18 protein-coding genes and 1 tRNA gene are annotated in these 22,782 nt (G+C 58.0%); 8 read left to right on the forward strand and 11 right to left on the reverse strand.

Annotated elements, in window-relative coordinates; genetic code table 11:
- The first annotated feature begins 3 nt into the window (after positions 1–3).
- The 3 genes from LAO20_02700 (at position 4) to LAO20_02710 (ending at position 2,760) form a co-directional block, all read left to right on the forward strand.
- The gene (locus tag LAO20_02700; GenBank protein ID MBZ5530318.1) at positions 4–465 is read left to right on the forward strand and encodes a DUF4265 domain-containing protein; all 462 of its coding nucleotides are present in this window, start codon (positions 4–6) and stop codon (positions 463–465) included.
- Positions 466–865: 400 nt separating this feature from the next.
- On the forward strand, positions 866–2,290 hold the full coding sequence (locus LAO20_02705; protein ID MBZ5530319.1) for a hypothetical protein: 1,425 nt from the start codon (positions 866–868) through the stop codon (positions 2,288–2,290).
- Complete coding sequence (locus tag LAO20_02710; protein ID MBZ5530320.1) at positions 2,287–2,760, forward strand: DUF4265 domain-containing protein; 474 nt, start codon at positions 2,287–2,289, stop codon at positions 2,758–2,760. The genes LAO20_02705 and LAO20_02710 overlap by 4 nt, the downstream gene beginning before the upstream one ends.
- Positions 2,761–3,625: 865 nt before the next feature.
- On the opposite strand, the gene LAO20_02715 is transcribed toward LAO20_02710, so the two are convergent.
- A tRNA-Pro gene (locus tag LAO20_02715) sits at positions 3,626–3,702 on the reverse strand.
- Positions 3,703–4,002: 300 nt separating this feature from the next.
- Between LAO20_02715 and LAO20_02720 the strand changes: the two genes are divergently transcribed.
- A complete protein-coding gene (locus LAO20_02720; GenBank protein MBZ5530321.1) occupies positions 4,003–5,181 on the forward strand; it encodes a PQQ-dependent sugar dehydrogenase in 1,179 nt (392 codons plus the stop codon).
- A gap of 371 nt (positions 5,182–5,552) precedes the next feature.
- On the opposite strand, the gene LAO20_02725 is transcribed toward LAO20_02720, so the two are convergent.
- From LAO20_02725 to LAO20_02750, 6 genes are all read right to left on the reverse strand, one after another.
- Positions 5,553–8,933: an N-6 DNA methylase gene (locus tag LAO20_02725; GenBank protein ID MBZ5530322.1), complete on the reverse strand. Its 3,381-nt coding sequence runs from the start codon at positions 8,931–8,933 to the stop codon at positions 5,553–5,555.
- A gap of 111 nt (positions 8,934–9,044) precedes the next feature.
- Positions 9,045–10,310 (reverse strand): serine hydroxymethyltransferase, encoded by a 1,266-nt coding sequence (locus LAO20_02730; protein ID MBZ5530323.1) that lies wholly within the window; start codon positions 10,308–10,310, stop codon positions 9,045–9,047.
- Positions 10,311–10,398: 88 nt separating this feature from the next.
- Positions 10,399–10,917 (reverse strand): hypothetical protein, encoded by a 519-nt coding sequence (locus tag LAO20_02735; GenBank protein ID MBZ5530324.1) that lies wholly within the window; start codon positions 10,915–10,917, stop codon positions 10,399–10,401.
- 26 nt (positions 10,918–10,943) lie between these two features.
- Positions 10,944–11,336 carry a hypothetical protein gene (locus tag LAO20_02740; protein MBZ5530325.1) on the reverse strand — a complete coding sequence of 131 codons (393 nt, stop codon included), beginning with the start codon at positions 11,334–11,336 and terminating at the stop codon, positions 10,944–10,946.
- Positions 11,337–11,427: 91 nt separating this feature from the next.
- Positions 11,428–11,907 carry a ribose 5-phosphate isomerase B gene (rpiB, locus tag LAO20_02745; GenBank protein ID MBZ5530326.1) on the reverse strand — a complete coding sequence of 160 codons (480 nt, stop codon included), beginning with the start codon at positions 11,905–11,907 and terminating at the stop codon, positions 11,428–11,430.
- 104 nt (positions 11,908–12,011) lie between these two features.
- Complete coding sequence (locus tag LAO20_02750; protein MBZ5530327.1) at positions 12,012–12,278, reverse strand: hypothetical protein; 267 nt, start codon at positions 12,276–12,278, stop codon at positions 12,012–12,014.
- Between the two features lie 234 nt (positions 12,279–12,512).
- On the opposite strand from LAO20_02750, the gene LAO20_02755 reads away from it, so the two are divergent.
- On the forward strand, positions 12,513–13,337 hold the full coding sequence (locus LAO20_02755; GenBank protein ID MBZ5530328.1) for an enoyl-CoA hydratase/isomerase family protein: 825 nt from the start codon (positions 12,513–12,515) through the stop codon (positions 13,335–13,337).
- 221 nt (positions 13,338–13,558) lie between these two features.
- Here the strand turns inward: LAO20_02755 and LAO20_02760 are convergent, their stop codons facing one another.
- Positions 13,559–14,635, reverse strand: coding sequence for an alpha/beta hydrolase family protein (locus LAO20_02760; protein MBZ5530329.1), 1,077 nt, complete (start codon positions 14,633–14,635; stop codon positions 13,559–13,561).
- Positions 14,636–14,768: 133 nt separating this feature from the next.
- Here LAO20_02760 and LAO20_02765 point away from each other — a divergent pair, with 133 nt between their 5' ends.
- A complete protein-coding gene (locus LAO20_02765) occupies positions 14,769–15,275 on the forward strand; it encodes a L,D-transpeptidase family protein (GenBank protein ID MBZ5530330.1) in 507 nt (168 codons plus the stop codon).
- 4 nt (positions 15,276–15,279) lie between these two features.
- On the opposite strand, the gene LAO20_02770 is transcribed toward LAO20_02765, so the two are convergent.
- A complete protein-coding gene (locus LAO20_02770; GenBank protein ID MBZ5530331.1) occupies positions 15,280–17,013 on the reverse strand; it encodes a TonB family protein in 1,734 nt (577 codons plus the stop codon).
- Between the two features lie 67 nt (positions 17,014–17,080).
- Between LAO20_02770 and LAO20_02775 the strand changes: the two genes are divergently transcribed.
- Positions 17,081–17,590 carry a hypothetical protein gene (locus LAO20_02775; GenBank protein MBZ5530332.1) on the forward strand — a complete coding sequence of 170 codons (510 nt, stop codon included), beginning with the start codon at positions 17,081–17,083 and terminating at the stop codon, positions 17,588–17,590.
- Between the two features lie 49 nt (positions 17,591–17,639).
- Here the strand turns inward: LAO20_02775 and LAO20_02780 are convergent, their stop codons facing one another.
- The gene (locus LAO20_02780) at positions 17,640–19,031 is read right to left on the reverse strand and encodes a beta-lactamase family protein (GenBank protein ID MBZ5530333.1); all 1,392 of its coding nucleotides are present in this window, start codon (positions 19,029–19,031) and stop codon (positions 17,640–17,642) included.
- Between the two features lie 750 nt (positions 19,032–19,781).
- Between LAO20_02780 and dnaB the strand changes: the two genes are divergently transcribed.
- The gene (gene dnaB / locus LAO20_02785) at positions 19,782–21,164 is read left to right on the forward strand and encodes a replicative DNA helicase (GenBank protein MBZ5530334.1); all 1,383 of its coding nucleotides are present in this window, start codon (positions 19,782–19,784) and stop codon (positions 21,162–21,164) included.
- Between the two features lie 18 nt (positions 21,165–21,182).
- Here the strand turns inward: dnaB and LAO20_02790 are convergent, their stop codons facing one another.
- Entirely contained in the window at positions 21,183–22,571 is a 1,389-nt protein-coding gene (locus tag LAO20_02790; protein MBZ5530335.1) for a beta-lactamase family protein, read from the reverse strand.
- Positions 22,572–22,782 lie beyond the last annotated feature (211 nt).

Raw genomic sequence — 22,782 nt, forward strand, 5'->3', positions numbered from 1 at the left:
AACATGGAAATGAATGAAGAGAAGATGGTCAAAATCAAAGTACCTCTTCCCGCAAACGATGCATCTGGAGGAGACGCCGAGTGGGTTTGGGCTGAGCCCGCTGGCGATGAGGAATTTGTGGTGCGAAACGTTCCGACCTTCGTTTATGGACTTAGTTATGGTGATAGGGTGGGTGCGAAATCAGAAGGTGATGTCCTCGTATTCCATGGAGTTATCCAACGCGGTGGTCACAGCACCTACAGGGTATACGCGAAGTCTGACCGTAAAAGTCCTCAAGTCATGAGTGTGCTTCAGGCTCTTGAGAAAATGCACTGCGATATCGAACCTGCAACGGACAAAATAGTCGGGATAGACGTTTTGCCAGAAGCAGACATCTATGGGGTGTACCGAGTTCTTCAGGAGGCTGACCGAGCTGGCATTCTCGAATTCGACGAGGGCTATTGCGGACATCCTGTGAAGTCGTAACCAATGGTCAAAATCACAATACCTCTACCGGAGGACGATTTAGCTGGTGGCGGGTGCCCTCGATAAGAGCGAAGTACCTGTCAAGGAAAAACTACCCCTGGCGATGCGTGAGCATCGCGATGTTGGCCAAACAAGTCTGTCGACGAACAGCCTGCACCCCAGCAGGCGAACACGGCGCCCGTCGGGGGCTCTGGGCTGGGAAAGCACCTGCACTTGAATCACCCATTCCATCGGGTATGACTTCCACGCCGGCAATGGAACGCCGGGCAGCGGCACGGACAACGGCAACGTCTGGGGCATCACCAACAACAAAGACACCACGCGCAGCCAGACTTTCATCTATGACCCGCTGAACCGTTTGATCTCAGCCCAGAACACGGGGACGGATTGCACCGTCAACGTGCTGGGCGGCCAGAAGAAGTTCTGGGGCAACAGTTACGTCTATGACGCCTGGGGCAACCTGCTGCAGAAGAATGTGACCAAGTGCTCGGCGGAAAACCTGAGCATCATGGTACTTGCCAATAACCGCATCGGCACCTCAGGCTATGCTTACGATGCGTCCGGCAACATGACCAGCGACGGCACAGATGGCGTTACTGCTGTCTACGACGCGGAAAATCGCATCGCCACCGCCACCAAGAGCGGCGTCACCACTACTTACACCTACGACGCCGACGGCAACCGGGTGAAGAAAATTGCCGGAAGCACCGGCACGCTGTACTGGTACATGACGCCGGGCATCGTGGCCGAGTCCGACCAGACAGGGACGCTGAAGAGCGAATACGTGTTCTTTGGCGGCCAGCGCGTGGCCCGCCGCGACCTGGTTGCGCCCACCGGAGTTTTCTATTACTTCTCTGACCACCTGAAGACCGCGTCGGTGGTAACGGATGCGGCCGGTGTGATCAAGGCCGAATCGGACTATTACCCCTGGGGCGGCGAGCTGCAGTTCGTCGCCAACGACTCGAATCATTACAAATTCACCGGCAAAGAAAGGGACTTGGAATCTGGTTTGGATTACTTCGGCGCGCGGTATTACTCGAATGGGTTGGGGAGGTTTATCAGCGCGGACTGGTCGGCGACGCCGATTCCGGTGCCGTATGCGGATTTTGGAGATCCGCAGTCGCTGAACCAGTACAGCTATGTCCGCAACATTCCCACGGTGAGGGTGGACGCCGACGGGCATGATGGCTGCTGCACTTTGTCGGATATTGCAAGGCTTGTTGACGAAGGGTACGAGGCAGGCAAGGCGATGATCGATGCTTTGAAGCCAGCAGCGCCAGCGGCACCCGTGGCAGGGTCCGCCCTTGCGGCTGCGGGACCGGCTGCACTGTTAGCACTCCCCTCTGCTGGCGCGATGACGCTCGTAGTCGTCGGGCCAAAGTTCGAAGTACCCGAAGGCTGCGCAGGTGATTGTAGCTCTTTCTATATTCCGGCGCCGCAGGCCCAAGGGCAGAGTCAGCAAGGCCAAGCGCAGAACCAAGGCCAAACCCAGGAGACCGAACACGAACCAGAACCTCAAGTTTCTACTAGCGGCGCAGGTGCGAGAAAGGGCGGAGGAGGCGCATCCCCTTCTGAACGCGATCCAAAGCGTCGTTTTACCCCTGCGGAGAGCAAGGAGTTGAAGAGTAGAGCGCAGGGGAACTGCGACACTTGCCACAAAAAAACGGTAAGATCTACACCATACACAAAAGGCTCGAAACACTCACCAAGAGAGGGACAGGCCGGCCACAAAAAAGCTTCGTCCAAGGGAGGCAAGACTGAACTAAGCAACGGCAAGTGGCAATGCAAGAGATGCAATCAAAGCGAGGGAGCTAACTCGAAATGAAACAGGCGAGCCTTTCAAAAACAAAGAGACGAATCAAGGTTTACTTTGATCTCGAGTCGGACGAGAACGGATATCCCCCGGCACAAAATGAGTTTCTGTGGTGCATTCCCACCGACCAAGGAACATATATTGTCGATAATGTTCCTTTCTTTGTGCGTGATATCAGTCTAGGTGACGAAATTTCAGCAGGAAAGATCGGTAAGACTTTGCAGTTTTCGCGCTTGCTTCACCAATCGAAGAATTCTACTATTCGCGTTCTCCTAAAGAAGGAAGGCTTGGCAGAGATGATACGAGAGAAGCTTGATAACCTTGGCTGTGGCACAGAGCTCATGGATGAATTATCACTGCTTTCTGTGACGATGCCACCAGATGCGCGAGTTACAGAAACACTTTCGTTCTTGGACAGCGAAGCAGAACAAGGCAATATCGGAATCGAGGAATCCGCGGTGAGATACCAGAATTTGCACTGAGACTGGGACGGGTGCCCTCCATAAGAGCGAAGGTCGTGTCGAGGGAAAACTATCCCCTGGCGATGCGTGAGCATCGTAACATTGGACGAACAAGTCTGTCGACGACCCCCTCACCCCAACAGGCGAACACCGCGCGTTCCGGGGATTCCGGACTGGAAAGCGCCTTCACTTGAATCACCCGTTCCATTGGCTATAACTTCCATGCCGGCAATGGAACGGCGGGCAGCGGCACGGACAACGGCAACGTCTGGGGCATCACCAACAACAAAGACGCCACCCGCAGCCAGACTTTCACCTATGACCCGCTGAACGGGTCGATCTTCTCAATGATGTGGGACAATCCATTTTGTCCCAACAGGGGGCCCAAATTGAGCGGGACGGCAACAAGGACTTCGCTTCGGCGATCATCGAGACACGATACCTGCCCCCCGGAGACCATCTGTTGCGCCTCACTACGCTGGACGCATATTCTTTGCCCGAATATGCTTTCCAGGTAGTACGCCAATCCCACCCCTGATGAAGCTTTCAGCTCATGATTTCAGCGGTCACTCGCCAAAATTCAGATCTGCGGTGACTAAATGGCGAACCCACCCCAAGCAAGATCGTCCGCAGATGTTTCTCGCCGAGCTGTCCTTTGTCGTTCTGCTTGAAAGCATTGACCTTGCCGCTCGTCGTCCAATGCATTTTTTATTTAAGTGCTTAGAAAACATAACCAAAGAGACTGTGGTCGATTTTGCAGATGGTCGTGCACCCTGCCATACGCACGAAGTGCAGCATCTATGCGCGTCCGAAAGCTAGAGCACGGGCAAAGACCAAGTGGGTCGGGTTTGAGTCTTTAGGGTTGCGGTAAGTCGCTGAAAATAAATGGTCGGGGAGAGAGGATTTGAACCTCCGACCCCCTGGTCCCGAACCAGGTGCTCTACCAGGCTGAGCCACTCCCCGACGAAACGAAAAACGCACAGTCGCAAGGCGCGACGGATGCAGTAGACAAGTGATTATAGCAGAGTTTTCCCGCGCTTTCGGCGCCATTCAACGCCAACGTGAACCAAAGTTACGTGGTCTGAAACCGCGCGGGGGCGCAAATCCGGAGAGAATCCGAATCTCCCAGCGCCCAGGAAGACCAACCGATAGCAAGTCGCGCCTTGTGTCCGGAACTACGTTGACAGGAACTCTGCCTTCTCTCGTCCCGCGCACGGGCATCCAGCGATATCATGAACCCAGGATTCAAAAAGGCAGTCACGCATGCAAGAACGAGCGAATGCGGGCTTTGTAAGGATCGCGCTGGCGGCGTTGCTTATGTCTGCCGTTGGCTGTGGCGGCGGAAACTCCACAATATTCTCTGCCGGAGGGTTCGCGCTGGCCACAGTTGTGACGGGGCTGAATGCGCCGCTGGGGTTGGAACAACCCAACGATGATAGCGGCCGCCTGTTCGTGGTGCAGCAAAGCGGCCAGATCAGGATCATCCAGAACGGCGCGATGCTTCCCCAGCTTTTCCTGGACATCAGCGCGAAAGTCACCAATCGCGACGAAATGGGCCTGCTGGGAATGGCTTTCCATCCCAGCTTCGCGACCAACCGAAAGTTCTATGTGAACTACGTCCGCACGCAAGTGTCGGGACAGATCCAATCGGTCATCGCGGAGTATCTGGCTTCGGCGGCCAACGCCAACCTGGCCGACCCAGCGAGTGAACGCATCCTGCTGACGGTGGACCAGACCGGCAATTTTTCCAATCACAAAGCCGGACAACTGGCCTTTGGCCCGGACGGCTTGCTGTACTTTGGCCTGGGCGACGGCGGAGATGCCGGCGACCCCTTCGGCAACGGGCAAAACACCAATGTGCTACTGGGCAAAATGATGCGGATTGACGTGAACTCCACTGACCCCGGTTTGCAGTACCACATCCCCCTGGATAATCCCTTCGTCGCCGGCGGCGGGCGGCCGGAGATTTGGGCTTACGGCTTCCGCAATCCCTGGCGCTTTTCGTTTGATCCGCCCAGCGGGCGCATGTTCATCGCCGACGTGGGCCAGGACTCATTCGAAGAAGTGGACCTGGGCGTAAAGGACGGCAATTACGGCTGGAAAATCATGGAAGGCCTGCATTGTTTCAGTCCAGCGAGCGGTTGCAACATGGCCGGATTGACGCTGCCCATCGCCGAATACAGCCACGCGGAAGGCGATGCGGTGATTGGCGGGTTCGTCTATCACGGCTCGGCCATCGCCAGCCTGCGAGGGCTCTACGTGTTTGGCGACTTGAGTTCAGGCAAGATCTTTACGTTGCAGGAAACTTCTCCCAACGTTTGGAAGCACGCGCTGGTGGCGACCACGGGCAAGACCATCAGCTCCTTCGGGCGCGACCAGAGCGGCGAATTGTATCTGGTGGATATTGGTTCGGGCACGTTGTTGAAGATTGTGCCGCAGTGATGTTACTCGATTCCCGAATACTGCTTCGTGTCATGGCGACCACATCTATTAACTGTCTCGGCAATTACCATTCAGTGACTCCACACCCCACCCTCCCCCCTGACGGTCTGTTGCAATCAAAGGAGTTATTCCATTCGACCCAACGGTCACCCAACTGTTAACCAGTCAGTACATTTTCCTGCTAAGCGCTTGATTCTTTGCGGCTTAGCGTCCTTTGCATGGAACCCATGGTTCTGCGGATTCTCTTTGGCCGACTGGTGACCGTGCTTGATTAGATTGTCAAAGACCTTGTCTTATTTCTGACGCCTTGCGCATCAATTCTCATTATATCGTATTCTATTCACCTTGACAAGTTAAGAGTTTACCAAATCCTACCTGAACCGCTCTCCAGGTTGGTAGATTCGCCGGGCCTGACTCTTGCGGTCTGCGCTCCATGCAAACCTTGGCCGTTCCACGGTCACAGAGAGAGGAAACTGCTGGCAGCGCCGCTTGATAATGTCATGCTCCTTGGCGGTGAGTCCCAGGCCGTTTGCGACAATCTCATCAATCTCTTCCAGTATCCGCAAGACACCTTCTTCCGTCCTCTTAATGTTCGCGGCAAAATCATTGATCGCGTGGGCCAATTCCTTCCTGTCTGCTGCTTCACCTGGAAGCTGGGCGTTTTCCAAGTCTTCGGCTGTAAATTCGTCTTGGTCGGTCGCCAGCAATGCGGCCCGCAGCAGTATCAATAGGTCGGAATCGGGAGCGCTAATTGCAATTTTTCCAATATGGAGTTCGTTTTCTGATTCTTTGGCGTCGGCCAAATCCTCGCGGTCTATTTCGCCCTCGAGACTAAACTTCACGCCCAGAAAGGCGGCCTTCTTGAATTGTTCAATTTTCGCATTGCCCGCGAGATAGGCCTCTGCCTCATTCCCGGCAACACCAGCCGAGAGAGTTGTGGCTTCACGAGCTAGATTGTGCAACGCCTGCGCCGTCTGCTTAGTTAGCTCCGGCATCCGAATAGCTTTTAGTGAGCGGGGAAACCAGTGTGTGCGCCGTCGCAGGAGGATTGCGGATCGTTGCGTTAGGAATGCATAGTAACGTGAAACCCTCGAGTTAAGAATTGCAGATAAGCAGTAGGCACTGTATTTCTTGGGCACCAGTATGATCGCGCTGTTGTTGGCAGCAACCTTGAGAGGATCGATCACAGACGCGACCAGTGTCACGTATATTTCGGGGATCAAGCAGCAGAGGGTATCGCTGGGTGAGGAGTTCCCCAGTCGTTCGGGAGTGACGTAATCGTACCTGCCCATTCCTGTGTTGTCGGTTTTTCCCTCGTTCGCCTTATAAAATTCCAGTTCATCCCAAATGGATGCGTCTTCTGCAGTGGCGATCTTCGTCAAATTTGCATATTCGTCCACTTCAGTGGAAGCATTGAAAGCGGCGACATGCTGTCCCTTTAGAAATGGGACTTCATCGGAGCTTCGTTTCACATCTTCAGCCAGTCGCAAAAACTTCTGCCGGTTGCCACCCTTGATACCATAAGAACAGCGGGCCACGTCTTGCTGCTCTATGCTCGACTTGGCATTGAGCTTCCGCAGAATCGGTAAATCCTCTTCCGCAACGTCAAGGCACCAGTCCCCGTTGGCGCTTAGCTGCGTCCATTCATCAAAAGGAAGCTCCGCCGACTTGCTCTTGAGGAAAGTTTCGTCTTTCATGCATCGCGTAAGCTCGCCAAGGGTCTGCAGACCCGAGATCAAGCGAATCCGGTGTTTTGCAGGCCGCTGCTTCTTCTTTAGAAAAATCAGAATTGGGACAATGTCCGCGCCGGGAAAAGCCTCCTTGGCGCACCACTCCAGGGAAACCAGCTCCGTAAGCTCATAGTCTTTTTGCTTGAGAAAATTCCGGAGATACGCCGCCATTTGAGTATTGGCAATGCCAATCGGCGCCACCATGCCCAGGATTCCGTTCTCTTTCGTGAAATACTCAATGGAGGCATAAATGAAGTACACCGAAAGGTCGGTATTTCTTACGGACAAACTGGGGAAGAGATCATTCAGGACCTCGCGGTCCTCTTTGGGAAGACGTTCATTGCGAACGAAAGGAGGATTGCCAATGACGTAATCAAACTGCTCTCTCTTGGCCTCGGACTCCTCCTCTTCCATCCCGCCGATTTCCCTGGGTGTGGGAATTGCCGCCGTCAGCGAGTTCTGTATGGAGACGTCCATCGGCTTGATCTCGAAACTGGGGTCAATCCGTTTTGCTTCAAGGTAGAGATCCAGCAGCGCGAACAAAAGGCTCAAGTGCGAGAGAAAAACGGAAAAAGGATTGATGTCCTGGCCGCGCAGGCAAGTTCGCACCAAGTCAATTCTGTTTTGCGGCGAAAGACCTGCGCCGGCCCGCAAGAGAACGCCCGCTGTGCGCACGCCGAAGGTAAACGATCCGCAGGCAGGATCGAGAATCCGTTTCTGCATGATGGCTGGGTCAGTTGCGATTCCAGTCCTCGACAGGATGAAATCAACCACCTCTACCGGCGTGTAATACTCTCCCAACCGTTTACGCTCAATCCGCGGGCGAAAATACTGGTAGATGGAACCGAGAAGATCGCGGTTGATAACGCGGAAGTCGAATGCGTTCAGGCGGAAAAGAATTCTCTCCAGAATGTCATGCAGCAGGCCGTTGCCTTTTCCGAACCAGTCAAACACGGATGCTTCAAACAGGCTGGAGTAAACGTGGGCCACGTCTTTGAAGGCCACATCCAGCAGGTCCTGATAATTGCCTTTGATGTTCTGGACAAAGTCACGCCACACCGCGATCCCCGAGTTGGAAATCTTGTGTGTGGTTAGCCCCGAATCCTCACAGATTCGCACAAAGAAGAGCCGGCTCAACGCGACATACGCTGTGTTGGTGCAAAAGATGTCTTCAAAGTTCTCTTCTAGCTGCGTGCCAGCGTATGTCTGATCGTGCTTGAACCGGTCGTAATCGTCTTCGAAGAGCTGGAGCGCCAGACGATACTTGGCCCGGACAGTTTTTCGACGATATAAGAGCTTCTGTCTTTCTTTAATGGCTCCCGAGCCGATATTCGCCAGTTTCTGGTCAATTTCCCCAATCTGCGCTCTCGCGTCGTCATGCTTGGCGCGCAGTTCGCGAAAATGCACGCGGCAATATTCTTTGAGTTTGTCTATGGCATATACGAATACGGATTGCAGCTGGGAAAGAGTTTCAGGGGTGAGCGGGATGTGGCCGCTGCGCACCTCACCGCGACGGAAGGCTTCGAACTGCCGGCGTTCCAGGGAGGCGTCATAACTTATCCGGCCCGCAACCTCCCGAAACCCTTTGTCAGAGAGAGGGAATTCCGCACCCGTCCGCGGATTCCGCAAATAGTTGTCTTCGATATGGATCGTTTCAAGCGGATTGCCATCCAAGTCGCAAACGTAGAAGGTCCGCGGCGCGCAGAGCACAACATAGAAAGTCTCTGGGCTGATGTACCGGTGTCCAACGACCTGTTCCCGCCAGAGTTTCGCCCGGCGGTCTTCGTCCCTGATTTCGGCGTCATCGCGCTTGGCCTCAACGACTACCCACTCTGAGTTGTCTTCTTGCGAATATAAGCGGATATCCGGGATGCCGTGTTCGCCAGACTTGTTGATGATGCGCTGTTTGGGAGGGTACCCGAGCAAGGCCCCAAAAAGATGCGTCGCCAGCGGAGTGTAGAAACCAATTTCACTCGCTATGGAACCAGAACTCGTTTCTTCTAGGTATTTTTTTAGCGACATTTTGGTTCAGGCAGCACAGAGGATATTACCTCACGCTGAGCTTGTCCCAAAAGAAACCTACAACTGCCAGTTGTGCGACGGCCTATTCTTTGAGTCAGAATCGTCCTTCACTCACGCCACGCCCACCGGTTCGCGCAATTCCGGATACAAAGGAAAAGCTTCGGCCAGTTCGAGCACCTGGCGGCGGATGCGCGCCAACACCTGCGCGTCCTGGTGATTGTTCAGAGCTTCAGCGATCCAGGCGCCCACCTGCACCATTTCTTTTTCTTTCATGCCGCGCGTGGTAAGCGCGGGCGTGCCGATGCGAATGCCGCTGGGCTTGAAGGGCGGGTTGGTGTCAAAGGGGATGGCGTTTTTGTTAACAGTGATGCCGGCCTGGCCCAGGGCGGTCTCCGCGTCGCTGCCCAGGATGCCCTTGGCGAAGACGTCGAGCAGGAAGAGGTGGGTGTCCGTGCCGCCGGAGATCACGCGGAAACCTTCATCCATCATTTTTTGCGCGAGCGTTTTGGCGTTGGCCACGATCTGGCGGGCATAGTCCTTGAACTCCGGCCGCAGCGCCTCCCGGAAGCACACTGCCTTGGCGGCGATGATATGCACCAGCGGGCCGCCCTGTGTCCCGGGGAAATTTGTTTTGTCCACGGCCGCGGCGAATTCCTGGCGGCAGAGCACCAAGCCGGCGCGCGGACCACGCAGTGTTTTATGGGTCGTGGTGGTAACGATGTGGCAATGCGGCACGGGCGATGGATGCGCGCCGCCGGCGACGAGTCCGGCGAAGTGGGCCATATCCACCATGAGCTTGGCGCCGACTTTGTCGGCAATTTGCCTCATGCGGGCAAAATCAAAAGTGCGCGCGTACGCGCTGGCGCCGCCGATGATCAGCTTGGGATGTTCGCGTTCGGCCAGTTGCTCCAGTTCGTCATAGTCAATGGTTTCGGTGTCTTTGCGAACGTTGTACGGGACCACTTTGTACAGCTTGCCGGAGAAGTTCAAAGGATGGCCGTGGGTGAGGTGCCCGCCGTGCGCCAGGTTGAGTCCCATGATGGTATCGCCCGGCTGCAGCAGCGCCATGTAGGCGGTCATGTTGGCTTGCGAGCCGGAGTGCGGCTGGACGTTGGCGTGCTCGGCGCCGAAAAGTTGCTTGGCGCGGTCGCGGGCCAGGCTCTCCGCCACGTCGGCAAATTCGCAGCCGCCGTAATAGCGCTTGCCGGGATAGCCTTCCGCGTACTTGTTGGTGAAGACCGACCCCACCGCCTGCAGCACCGCTAGGCTGACAAAGTTTTCTGAAGCGATCAGTTCCAGCCCTTCATGCTGGCGCTGCACTTCATGGTTGATGGCGCGGGCAATCTCCGGGTCGGCTTCCATGAGCGAACGGGACATCCAGGCAGTTTTCATGTCTTTTATGTGCATATCTTTTATGTGCATACCAAGAGAATCTTACTAGGACTTGCGGGCGATTGGGGAACGTTTAGTGGCCCAGCGCGTTGTGGCCGCGCACAAGAGGCGGCAGGTCGCTCAGCTTCCTGATCACCTGGGTGGGGAACTTCATGCGAGGATCGCGCGGCCCCACCGAGCCGACCAGGAACCGGCAAGTGGCCTGCTTGGCCGCGGGGTTCTTGTCGTTCTGCACTGTCCGCTCGCCGCCCATCAGGGCGAATGTGAGTTCCAGCCGTTTGGTCCGGCTGACGTTGGCGCTGGCTACCACGCACATCGGGCCGCTGGATTCGCCGATCTCGCATGGCTTCGCGGTGTATTGCGGCACGCCGGGCCGGGCCTGGTCTGCGAACCACTTGCCAAAGGTCCGGTCCGGCAGGCCGGATTCGATGTCGGCCAAGGGCGTGGCTTTGAGTTTCGCGATCCACTGCGCGCTGTTGTCCTGCGCCGGTTTTTTTTGCGCGGGCTTGGATTGAGCAGGCTTCGGTTGGGCAGCCATGCCGGCGGTCAACAACAAGAGCGTGAGGAAGAGGCTCATCTTGGTTCGTATCATATGGACTTTTATACGCTTCCAGGATCTCATTTGCATGACAGGGAAGATGTGTTGCTCACTGTGGTGCCGTCGCCGGCAGGAACGGTGGCGGTCACAGTTACGGCGGATGCGGTCGCAGTCAGGCATGTGGCCATTCCGTAGTTCGGGCCCTGCACGTTGCCGATGCTGACCGCCACCGGATCAGAGACGCTCCACGTTGCATTCGTGAGGTTGGACAAAGCAACGGCACAACCGGAAGTCCCGCTGGCGGCGAATGCCGCAAACTGCATTTGATTGCCGGGAGCCAACGCGGCATGGTCAGCGGTGGCGCTTTGCGGAAAGACATTGATGGCCGTGAGCTTGCAGGTTGTCGTGCTGCTGCCGCAACCGGCAAGAGCACAGCAAGAAAACAGGAGAACAGCCTTCGCCCAGTTTTTCATCACAAGACCTCCCTGGTCCCTATTCTTCAGGAACGGCCCGGGCGGCGTTTCTTGCGTACACTTCAGGGTCCGTCAAAAGCAGTTTGTGTATTCACCGCTTTGCGCCGGAAGAACCTGTGGGCGATTCTTCCCGCTCCTGGTCGAGCGCGCCCATCTTCTCCACGCGCCGCTCGTGCCGTCCGCCGGCGAACGGCGTGGCCAGCCATTTGTCCACGATAGAGAGCGCCTGGTCTTGGGGCAAAATGCGCGCGCCCAGAGTGAGAACGTTGGCGTTGTTGTGCTCGCGGCTGAGCTGGGCTTCCTGCTCGCTGGAAGCGTTCACAGCGCGGATGCCGGCGATTTTGTTGGCGGCCATGGCCATGCCGATGCCGCTGCCGCAGACCAGGATGCCGAGACTGGCGCGGCGCTCGCTCACGTCGCGCGCCACCAGCCGCGCGTAGTCAGGATAGTCCACTGATTCGCTGGAGAAGGTGCCTTCGTCCAGGACCTCCAGGCCCTTCTGCTGGAGATACCGTTTGATCTTGTCTTTGAGCTCGTAGCCGGCGTGGTCGGCGCCCAATGCGATTTTCATGCGGTCATTCTACGGCAAGGGAGAGATGCGGGAGACGGCAGAAATAGAAAAAGCCGGTTGCCCGCAACCGGCCTTGATCAGATCTGATCTGCTCACGCAGTCATCTATTTGTGGTCTTCGTGTCTGTCGCCGGCTCTCATACCCATTTCAGTGTGCCGGATGGCTTCATTGGTGGCTTTGATGGCCGCCACGCGATGTCCGCCTTTGTCATGTTTGGCCATTTCAAGGTGCGCTTTGGCCTCACGCAAGGCCTTCAGAGCAGCCTCCATGTGGGGTTGATCATCATCGTCCGCGCCGACGGCCTGGACCGCGGGCATGCTGAACAGAGCAAAAATCGTCGCTAACGCCAATAGCTTGGAAACTGTTTTCATGTGGAGTGTCCTCCCCTTTCTGAATGCGTTAAGAAAGGTAGACAACCGCGTGGCTTGCTGTCAACTGGGAGTGGGAGAATCCCATCCGGAAGGTCAAGCCCCAGTGGGTGAAAGACGGCTGGGCTGGAGTATGAACTAGCGAGTGACCGTAAGGCATTTGTTCTCTTGTTCCTGGAGGTCATTCGTCAGATAATCTTGCGTCAAGCTTTGCAAAAGCAGTTCTTGAGGGAGCTCATGTCCACACCGTCCGCGCCCGAAATTGATTTAACCGGAGACACCAGGAGGGGGACACGCCCGCTCAAGTACATCCAATTTGAGATCGCCAACTTTATCGCCCGCCTCACCCTGAATAACCCGCCGCACAACGTGCTGATTGTCCCCATGATGAAGGAAATGGCGGAGGCGATTGAAAGCCTGAACGGCCGAGGCGACGTAAAAGCCATCCTGTTGACATCGTCGCAACAGGCCTTCTCCGCCGGCATTTCGCTGGAAGATTCGCGCCCGGACCGCGTCTTCCAAACGCTGGACGCATTCACCCGCGTTTTCCAGGCCATGGTGGACATCTCCAAGCCGGTCCTGGTGGTGGTGAACGGACCGGCCATCGGCGCCGGCTCAGAGCTGGTGGGGTTCGGCGACATGGTGATTGCCACTCCGAAAGCAAAATTTGCGCAGCCGGAAGTAAAGCTCGGCGTGTTTCCGCCGTTTGCGGCCGTGATGTTGCCGCAGATCATCGGGCAGAAGAAGACGTACGAGCTTATCCTGACGGGCGAAGCGCTCAGCGCGGAAGAAGCGTTGAAGTTCGGCTTCGTCAACAAGGTCGTGCCGGAAAGTGAGCTGAACGCCTACGTGGAGAGCCTGATTTTCCGCATCTCCGAGTTCAGCGGCCCGGTGCTGGAAGTGACCAAGCGCGTGATCAACAGCTCCATCGGCCAGCCGCTCAAGAAAGCCATGAAGACTTCGCAGGACCTCTACCTCAACGAACTGATGAGCCTGGAAGACGTGCAGGAAGGCTTGCGCGCGGTGATCGAGAAGCGAAAACCGGTGTGGAAGAACAAGTAATAGCATCGCAACATCGCGACATCGGATCATCGGGCCATCGGGGCATCTGCTCTTTCCACAATCCCGAGCGTAGCGCGGGGTCCCTATGATCGCCGACAACGCTGGGGTCACGGACAGCCGGAGTTCTTCTGTAACATAAGCGAGATTCTATTTCTGTTTTGGCTGAAAGCCGTTCTAGAAGATAGGGATCCCTCGCTCCGCTCGGGATTTCAGAAAAAGCCCTACAGGTTCTTCGCCAGAAACTTCACCATGTAATACGCGTCCATGTATTTGAACGGCGTTTCGCCGGTGGTGTAATGTCCGCAGGGGAGCAGCACCGTCTTGAGGTCAATGCCATGTTCGCCGAAAGCGGCCACGGCTTCGCGTGAGAGTTGCGGGATGAAGGTCAGATCGTACTTGGCGTAAATCATCAGGCACTTCTTGGGGAAGCGCGCGAACTTATCAAAATAAGCCATGGGACTGATGCACAGCCAGGCCTGGCGCAGGCGATCGAGGGTGAGCCCGTCATTTTCCAGGCCTTCACGGACGTGGCGCGTGGATTGGCCGGTCCAGGTCACGTCGGCGACGTAAGTTGAAGCGTGGTTGAAGGCGCAGACGCGCAGCCGGGCGTCGTGAGCGGCGGCCAAGAAGGCGTAGCAGGAGCCGAGACTCGTCCCCAGCACCGCGACTTTGGTCTTACCCTGCTGGTACAGCCAATCAATGCAGGAGCGCACGTCAACAATGGCCTGGCGCGCGGCGTCAATGGTGCGGCAGATGTTGGATGACACGGCGTAGTCCGAGCGGGCCGTCTCGCTGGGCCGGCGGATGTCATGGTACGGCTTGCTCATGCGCAGCACGGAGATCCCAAAGCGGTTCAGCAGCGTCCCCAGCGCGTTGTAAGCGATGCCGTTGGCGTTCCAGTGCGGCAGGATGATCACTGCGCGGTCGCCCGCAGTCTCAAACCAGCGCGCATTCACCAGGTCGTTCTCAGGATAGGGCGTGCGCACCGGCGAGGTGAAGCGCAGGTAGATGCCCTCGCCCTTGGGGGCCTTCTCCGAAGCGTTGCTGCCGGTGGCGAAGAGTTCAATCTTGCGCGTTTCCAGACGGAAATCGGCGGGTGTGACGTAAGAGAAAAACTGGTCACTGTTGGCGACCACGCGGTCATTCAAGTCGTGTATGTATTGTTCGTACGCGTCGGGCGAATCAGGGGCATGGCCATTGAGTGCGGGCCAGCGGCGCGCCCAGTCCAGGCCCCAATCCAGGGGCCGGACGACGCGGTTGGTGTCGCGCATGGTGAGACGGGTCTCCCACGCGTACATCCATTTTTGATAAAGGCTGGGCATTGCTGTTATTTAAATTCTAAATGAGGCGCCGTCCGCGCGGAATTCGGCCGCAGCAGAAGGCGCGGATTGGGCGTTGAGTCGTCGAAAAAAGATGGCAGAATGGAGTGCTATGAAAAGACGCCTGCTGGCCGTCGCGATGGTTGCCGGGTGGATGCTTTTTGGAGCGGAGATCAACTCCGCCGCCGACCTGCCACGGGCGGACCAGATCGTCATCGTGAAATCCACGCGCACGCTGACCTTACTGCGCCAGGGCCAAGTCCTGAAGACCTACAAAGTGGCGTTGGGCGGACAGCCCGTTGGCGCGAAAGACCGCCAAGGCGACAACAAAACTCCGGAAGGCCGTTACACCATTGATTCGCGCAACCAGCACAGCCAGTTTCATCTGTCGCTGCATATCTCGTATCCCAGCGCAGCGGACCGCCAGCGAGCGCGCAGGCTGGGCGTGAATCCCGGAGGCGACATTTTCATCCACGGTGGAACGCCGGCGTGGACCGGCCCGCCTGCGGAAAGGCGCAATATGGACTGGACTCTGGGCTGCATCGCGGTGACCAATCCTGAGATCGACGAGATCTGGGCGATGGTGAACGTAGGGACCAGGGTGGAGATCAGGCCGTAAGGCTTCAGAACTCCTGCTTCGGCACACGGAAAGGCACGCGCACCACCGCCTCCACGTCCACGGGGACGCCGTTTCTGGTTCCGGGGCGGAAGCGCCACTGCTCCAGAGCAACGCGGGCGTTTTCGTCCAAACGTTCGTTGAAACCCTCCAGCACGCGGACCTCGCCCACCGTGCCGTCGGTGCGGATCACGGCGTACAGCACCACCACGCCCTCAATGCGGTCATGCACCATGCTGGCGGGATACGCCGGATCAACTTTCTTGATGGGGTCAGGCGAACTGAGTTTGCCGGGCGCTCCGGGCTCAGCGTGCAACTCGGCAAAACGCATGGTCCAGCTGGACAGGGTGGAATTCAAGTTGGTCATGCCCAGCTTCATGGAATAGCGATTGCGACTGCCGAAAATCTGGTTGTCAATCTTGTCCGGCGGCAGGTCTGTGCGATCAGGCACGGCAAAGTGCGCGGCGGGCGCCGTCATGACCACGTTGCCGGTGATCTTGGCGGGAGGAGCAGACACATAAATGCTGGACGAACTCGAGCTGTCTCCGCCGCGACTTGAGTCAGACGGGGCATCGCCGGCGCGGGTTTCCGGGCGCGCTGTGGCGCCGGGGCGTCCTTCCGGGCCGGCGGCAAACTCGCCCTGCCGATTGCCGGGAGGAATAATGACCGGGGCCATGGGCACTACTGGATGAGCATTCAAAGCCAGGATTTGCCCCGCGGCGCGGGACTGGGTTTCTCCAGGGCCGGCGGAGATGGGCTGGGGCGGCGGCACCACGGTGGGCGCTTGCTGGGAAAGCGCGAGCCCGGGGCTGCCGCGACGTCCTGCTGCCTGCTGCGCTGGAGGCACAACTTCAGGCGCGACATTCGGCAATGACTGGCCGAGCGTGTGGCTAGTGGCGACGCCGGAAGCGGGCGGCGCAACTTCCGGGGCCTGCGCCGGAATCTGCAGGCGACTGGGATCGCGCACCACGGCCTGCGGGCTGGGCTGCACCACGATGGGTCCATTCAGCGGCAGAATTGGCCCTGCATGATCGGTCGTCGGCGGACTCGATGGACCGACAATTTCCGGCTTCGGGATCGCCGGAAAGATCAAGCGCCGTGCGGGAGCTGTCTGCTCCGCCGGCGGCACCACTTGCGGCGCGCTGTCCAGCAGGTTGGCCAGCGCATGTCGCGAAGCCACCGGCGCGCCGGGGACCGCGGTGGAAACCATCATGTTGGGCAAGGGCACGTCCTGCTGGAGAATGCTGAGGTCCGGCTGGATGATGGTCTGCCGTTTGCTGGTGTGGTCCACGTGGATGGAGATGATTTCCTGCGCGGCATATTCCGGGTCAGCGGTCTGGGCCTTGCGGCGCGTTGGCGGCGTGGGGCTCTTCTTGAGCGGGTTCACCGCCGGCAGGTATTCGGAAAGCTGGTAGTGAATGACGGTGTTACGCGGAGTGGTCGAGATCACCTGGGGCTGGTCCACCCAGAACTGCGTAAATTCGTACACCAGCAGCATGGCCAGAATATGCGCGAAGCTGGACTGGCGGATGGCCGTCCAGGGCGCAGGCCGGTGGACGAGGGCGTCCGGCCAGTACGCAGCGGGACGCGCCGTCACCCAAACCGGCGGCGGCCCGGGCCGGAACAGGTCCGCCACGTTGCGCAGGAAGATGCGCAGCCAGGGCTCAGGCTCAAGAATGAAACTGAGGCCCGCGCGGCCCGCATCCAGCTCGTTGGGCGCCGAGTTAGTCATCAACTGCATTGGGCTTGAACTTCCAGGCCAGTAGAACGATTATATCTTCTGATCTCCGGCCTCTATGATGAACGCCATGTTTAGATTCAGACTGCTTATCGCGTGTCTGCTCTCGCTGTCCCTGGCGGCAGCCGCCCAGGACAAGAACGCTAAAACCGCGCCACCTTCGCAAACCAAAGCGGCCCAGCCAGATAGCGATAATTCGCCCGCCGAAGATTTCTCCGGCATGTACAGCTTCCTGAAAGAAGGCGAGTTCGTCCAGATAACTTTGGATAAGGACGGTATCACCGGATACATCTCCCGACAGGGCGACCAAGAGGGCGGCCAAGTCACGTTCCTGGACCAGTGGTTCAGCCAGGCGTCCGTCAAGGGCCATGAAATGGCGTTTACGACTAAGGCTTTATACGGAGTCTGGTTTGAGTTCAAAGGAGCGTTTGCGCGCGGCCCAGCCAAGACCAAAACCGAAGACGGCTACTATGTTTTGCGGGGGACGCTCAAGGAGTTTGTCAGCGACGCCGACAAGAGAGTTACATCACGCGCGCGCGAAGTTGAGTTCAAGTTGCTGGCCGAGCCGGAAGAGAAGTAAGGATAAGGAAGGGTTTCTCCGCTAGTTCCGGACTGGCCGTGCGCCCCGCTTACCGCCAATAAACCTGAGCGATTTTCCCGTCTGCTGTTACTGTAAAACTGAACCAGCGGGTGGCATTTCCCAGCACGGCTTGGTAGCGCAGGATGTGGGCGTCACCCGTCTCCTCCCTTTCGCTCAAGGTGAAAGACTTGACTTCGCCGTCGGCGCAGACCCATGGCCACACTTCTCTTCCCATGGCGGTTTTCAAAAGGAGTTGCATCGCCGGAGTGAACGGCTCTGGAGCAGCCTTGTCGGCGCAAAGGTCCACCAGCGCCTTCTTTAGCATCGGCGAAGTCCTGGCATCCGGATCAGCCTGCGCGCTTTTGGGCCTCGCGAGTGCCGGAACGTACATGCCCGCTATGTCAATGGCCAGGTGGTCAATGACGCGGTCGGCATGATTGGTCAGGATGATGACGGTAAGCTTGTCGTCCACGAAACGATACATGGCCGACGAAAACCCCGGCGTGCCGCCAGTGTGCGCCACTACGCGATGCCCGTGATAGGTGTCCACGAACCAGCCGAACCCGTAATTGAACGGTGCAAGAGCGCCGCCCGCCGCTTTGGCGGGAGTCCACATCTGATTCAGGCTCAGCCTGTTGAGCAGCTTCTCGCCGTAAAGCACAGCGTCCCATTTCGCCATATCGCCGACCGTGGAAACAATGGAACCGGCGCCATAAGCGTTTTCCGTAAGGGCCGCACGGTTCTTGAAGCTGTTGCCCGTCCATTCGTAGCCGGCCGCGCGTCTGGAAATGATTGTTGCCGGCTCGCTGCTGCGGCTTGAACTCATATCTAGCGGTTTGAAGATCCGCTCATCCAGAAACTCCCAGTAGGATTTCCCGCTTGCCTTCTCGATAACGTTGCCCAGCAGGAGATAGCCCGTGTTGCTGTAGGCCCAGGTCTCGCCTGGCCGGAACTCCAACTGCTGCAGGCGGGCGAAGAAGAGCCGCGCAATGTCATCATGGGACAATCCGGGGCGCGTGGTGGCTTCAAACAAACCGGGCACCAGCAGATAGTTCTGTATCCCCGAAGAATGGGTCAGCAAATGCCGTATCGTCACGCCGCTCCATGCGTCCGGGACACCGGCGAGATACTTGCTGATCTTTTCATCAAGGCCGACCTTTCCTTCCTCCGCCAGCATCATGATGGCCGTGGCCGTGAACTGTTTGGTAATGGATCCGATCTCAAATACCGTGTCTCGAGTGACAGGCACGTTCAACTCCACGTTGGCCAGGCCGTAGCCTTGTAGTTTTGCGATGCGTCCGTCGCGAACTACGGCAAGGGAAACGCCGGGGATGTGCAGTTGCCTCATCTGCGCTTCAATGTAAGTGTCAACGTCATCAGCCTTGGCGGACAATGACACCCATGACAACAACAGAATCACAGCAGTTCTGCAGTAATTCACATCTCCTCCCTCAGGCGATATGCTGCGGAGTTGGCTCTTCTTTGCAACCGCATAACTCTACACCAGCCCCCGGAGTTGCGAAGGTGGGCGTCGCGTTCCCAGAAAGGCCAGAAATTCGCTGAAGGCCGACCCTCTGTTTATGATGCCTCCCACTTTTCCACCCATTTCCACAGAATTCGGCAATCTCCACAGAGATTTCCACCACAATCCCGGCGTGGCCCTTGCACGCACTCATTCCTTCATGGATATTTCTAGCACCCAAGTGTGCGATGTTCGACCACTGAGATAGAGCGTTCGATTCGCAACGGTCGAGAACGTTTCCCCGCTGGGGCAATGTTTGGGCTCAATCTGCGTTGGCATGCGCTCCCAGACGGGCGCAGCCTGACCTGATCCTTCACCGGATAGGCGCGAGAGGAGCCCGCGTAAATCTCTGAATCGCCAGCGCGGCAACACGCGGCGACGAACATCCACCCCGCAAACCCGGCTTGTATGGCTGGTACAGGCCGGGTTTTGTTTTCTTGCAACACGCTCTCACGCTGGACGACCCCGAGTTCCGCGAGCCGGTGACAGCTTTGAGCCGGGGCATGCCGGGAGTTAGGGCAATCCGGTGTTTTCATCGCAAAAAGCAAGGTTTTGCACGACGCTGTGGGAAAGCGGTGTGGATTTCCTGTGCTTTTTGCAGGCAGAAACCCCAGCTTCTCCTGATTTTCGCCATACAATTCTGTAGTAGGATGGTGAAGGAAATCGGCTATGGCAACCACCGATTACAGTCTTGACCGCGCGCTCCCGGCGAGCGCCGACGCCGAGCGCGCCATCCTGGGCGCGATCCTTCTGGACAACCAGGCCTATCACCAGGCCGCGGAATTTCTGCTGGCTGAAGATTTCTCCCTCGACTCCCATCGCCGCATTTACCTGCGGATGATGGAGCTCTCTGACTCCGGCCGGGCCATTGATTTTGTCACGCTCACCGAACAACTGGGCCAGCACAAAGAGATTGAAGCCGTGGGCGGCGTGGCTTACGTTACGTCGCTCACCGACGGGCTGCCGCGCGTCAAGAACATTGAACAGTACGTCAAGATCGTCAAAGACAAAGCTTTGCTGCGCGGGCTGATCCACGCGGCCACCACGGCGATCCAGAAAGCGTACGAGCAGGACGCGCCGGCGGAAGAGATTGTGGACGCGGCGGAGTCGGAGATTTTTCGCGTCGCGGAAAAACGCATTGGCCAGGGATTCATGGCCATCCCGGACATCGTCAAAGGCTCGTTCGGCTCGATTGACAAGCTCTACGAACAAGGCCAGCGCATCACCGGACTGCGCACCTACTATGAAGACCTGGACGAAAAAACCAGCGGGCTGCAGAAGTCTGACCTGATCATCATCGCGGCGCGGCCGTCCATGGGCAAAACGGCGTTTGCCATCAACATCGCGGAAAATGCCGCGGTGTATGACAAGAAAGTCGTCGGCATCTTCTCCCTGGAAATGTCGCGCGAATCGCTCATCATGCGCATGCTGTGTTCGCAGGCGCGCGTGGATTCGCACCGCGTGCGCACCGGCTTTATCAGCCGCGAAGAGCGCGGCAAGCTGGTGACCGGCTTGGCGTCGCTGGTGGACGCGCCCATCTTCATTGACGACACTCCGGGTATCTCCATCTCTGAAATGCGGGCCAAGTGCCGCCGCCTGATGCAAGCCCAAGGGCGGCTGGACATGATCATTGTGGACTACCTGCAACTGGTGGCCGGCGCGCCCATGGGCACGGCGCGGCGCTATGAGAACCGCACGCAGGAAGTGTCGGCGATTTCGCGCGGGCTGAAAGGCCTGGCCAAGGAGATGCGCTGCCCGGTGGTGGCGCTCTCGCAGTTGAGCCGCGCGCCGGAGGCCCGTACCGGCAACAACCGTCCGCAGCTTGCCGACCTGCGCGAATCGGGCGCCATCGAGCAGGACGCCGACGTGGTGGGCTTCATCTTCCGCGAAGAAGTCTACAAACAAGACGACCCCGATCTGGAAGGCAAAGCGGAACTGATCATCGCCAAGCAGCGTAACGGCCCCACAGGAACGGTCCATCTGGCGTTCATCAAGAAATTTACGCGCTTTGAGAACACGACGAACGAGAGTGGACCTCCGCCGGAAGAGTAGCAACGTCACACGGATCTCCTACTGCTGCGCGCTCACCAAAAACTGCTCGATCTTGCCGCCCGGCAAAGCATAGACGGAAATCGCCACGGACTTGCCTGAATAGCGGGCCGTGTAATCCCAAAACGTCATGCCGCCGCGCTTGCCAGTGGACGTCTGCCGCAAATTCTCTACCTCGCCCAGCGGCGCCAGGCTGGCGGCGTAGTCTTTCAGCGCGACGTCGGTAAAGTAGGCATTCGCGTTATCGCTGAACAATGCGCGGTCAATCTCTCCGCGGGCCAGGCCTTCCAGGATTTTCTTCACGCGCTCATCGCGGTCAGGCTCCGGCGGAGGATTGAGCGCCACCAGCCTGTTCACAATCGCCCGCATGATCACGGCCGAGGCATCCACCGCGTCCTGATTGGTCAGCGCCACCACGGCCACGCCGTCTTCGGGCAGAACCACGCTGGCGGCGGTGAAGCCGGACACTTCTCCGCCATGCTGCAGGACCAGGCGCCCGTTGATGTGGAGCACGCGTATGCCCAGGCCGTAATTCGTGCCGCCGCCGTCCTTGAGGCGAGTTTCGGTTTCCAGCTCTTTATATGACGCCGGCTTGAGCAGGCTCTTCTGGATGATTGAGATGTTCCACTTCTGCAGGTCTTCGGCGGTCATGGCCAGCTCGCCGGCGGCAAACAGCCAGCCTTTGCCTTCCTTGGGCGCCACGCGCGGTGGGCCAAGGGCGTAGCGGAAGTAACCGGTGGCGTCGGTTGCGGCCAGCGTGTTCTGGTCAATGTCCGCGACGCTGTTCATGCCCAGCGGCTTGAAGATGCGCGCGCGCAGGAAGTCGAGAAACGGCATGTGCCCGGCTTTTTCCACGATCATCCCGGCGATGACGAAGTTGGTGTTGCTGTACTGCCACTTGGTCCCTGGGTCAAAGTCCAGCGGCTTGCGCGCCCACAGGTCGAGGATCTTTTGCGACGTGACGGCCGTGAGCATGAACGGCGGAACGTAATCCTGCGGCCAGTAGTCCTGGTATCCGGAAGTGTGCGAGAGCAACTGGCGCACGGTGACTTCATTGCCGCGCGTCAGCCCGGGGACGAACTTCTCCACGTGGTCGTCCAGCGAGAGCTTGCCTTCTTCCTCCAGCATGAGGATGGCGGCGGCGGTGAACTGCTTGCTGATGGAGCCGATGGAGTAGCGCATGTCCGTCCGCGCGGGGAGCGGGGGATCAAGCCGCGCCTGGCCATACGCCTTGACGTAGGTCAACTTGCCGCCTTCGACAATGGCCACTTGCGCGCTCGGAACTCCGCTGGCCGCCAGCGCCTGCGTGACGATGTCGTCAATGTCCGGGCGGGCGGGTTGCGACGTTGGACCAGGCGTTGGGCCAGACGGCGCTTGTGTCGGCGCTTGCGCTTTGGCGACGGCTGACATCCTGGCGACAGCCGTTCCTTGCACCGACGCATTGCCGGCCACGCTCACGACGCACGCGAGAACCGCGAACACCAGACTGAGTTTCTTGCTCATTGATTTAATCCGATCAATAGGACGCATGCAATCTCCGGTGGCGATAGTAAATGATGGCCTGGGCGTCTGGGTTCTCCAATCTGCGTGATCAGCGTTCATCAGCGGCAAGGTTCTTTTG

The organism is Terriglobia bacterium (assembly GCA_020072815.1).
Classification (GTDB): Bacteria; Acidobacteriota; Terriglobia; order Terriglobales; family Acidobacteriaceae; genus Angelobacter.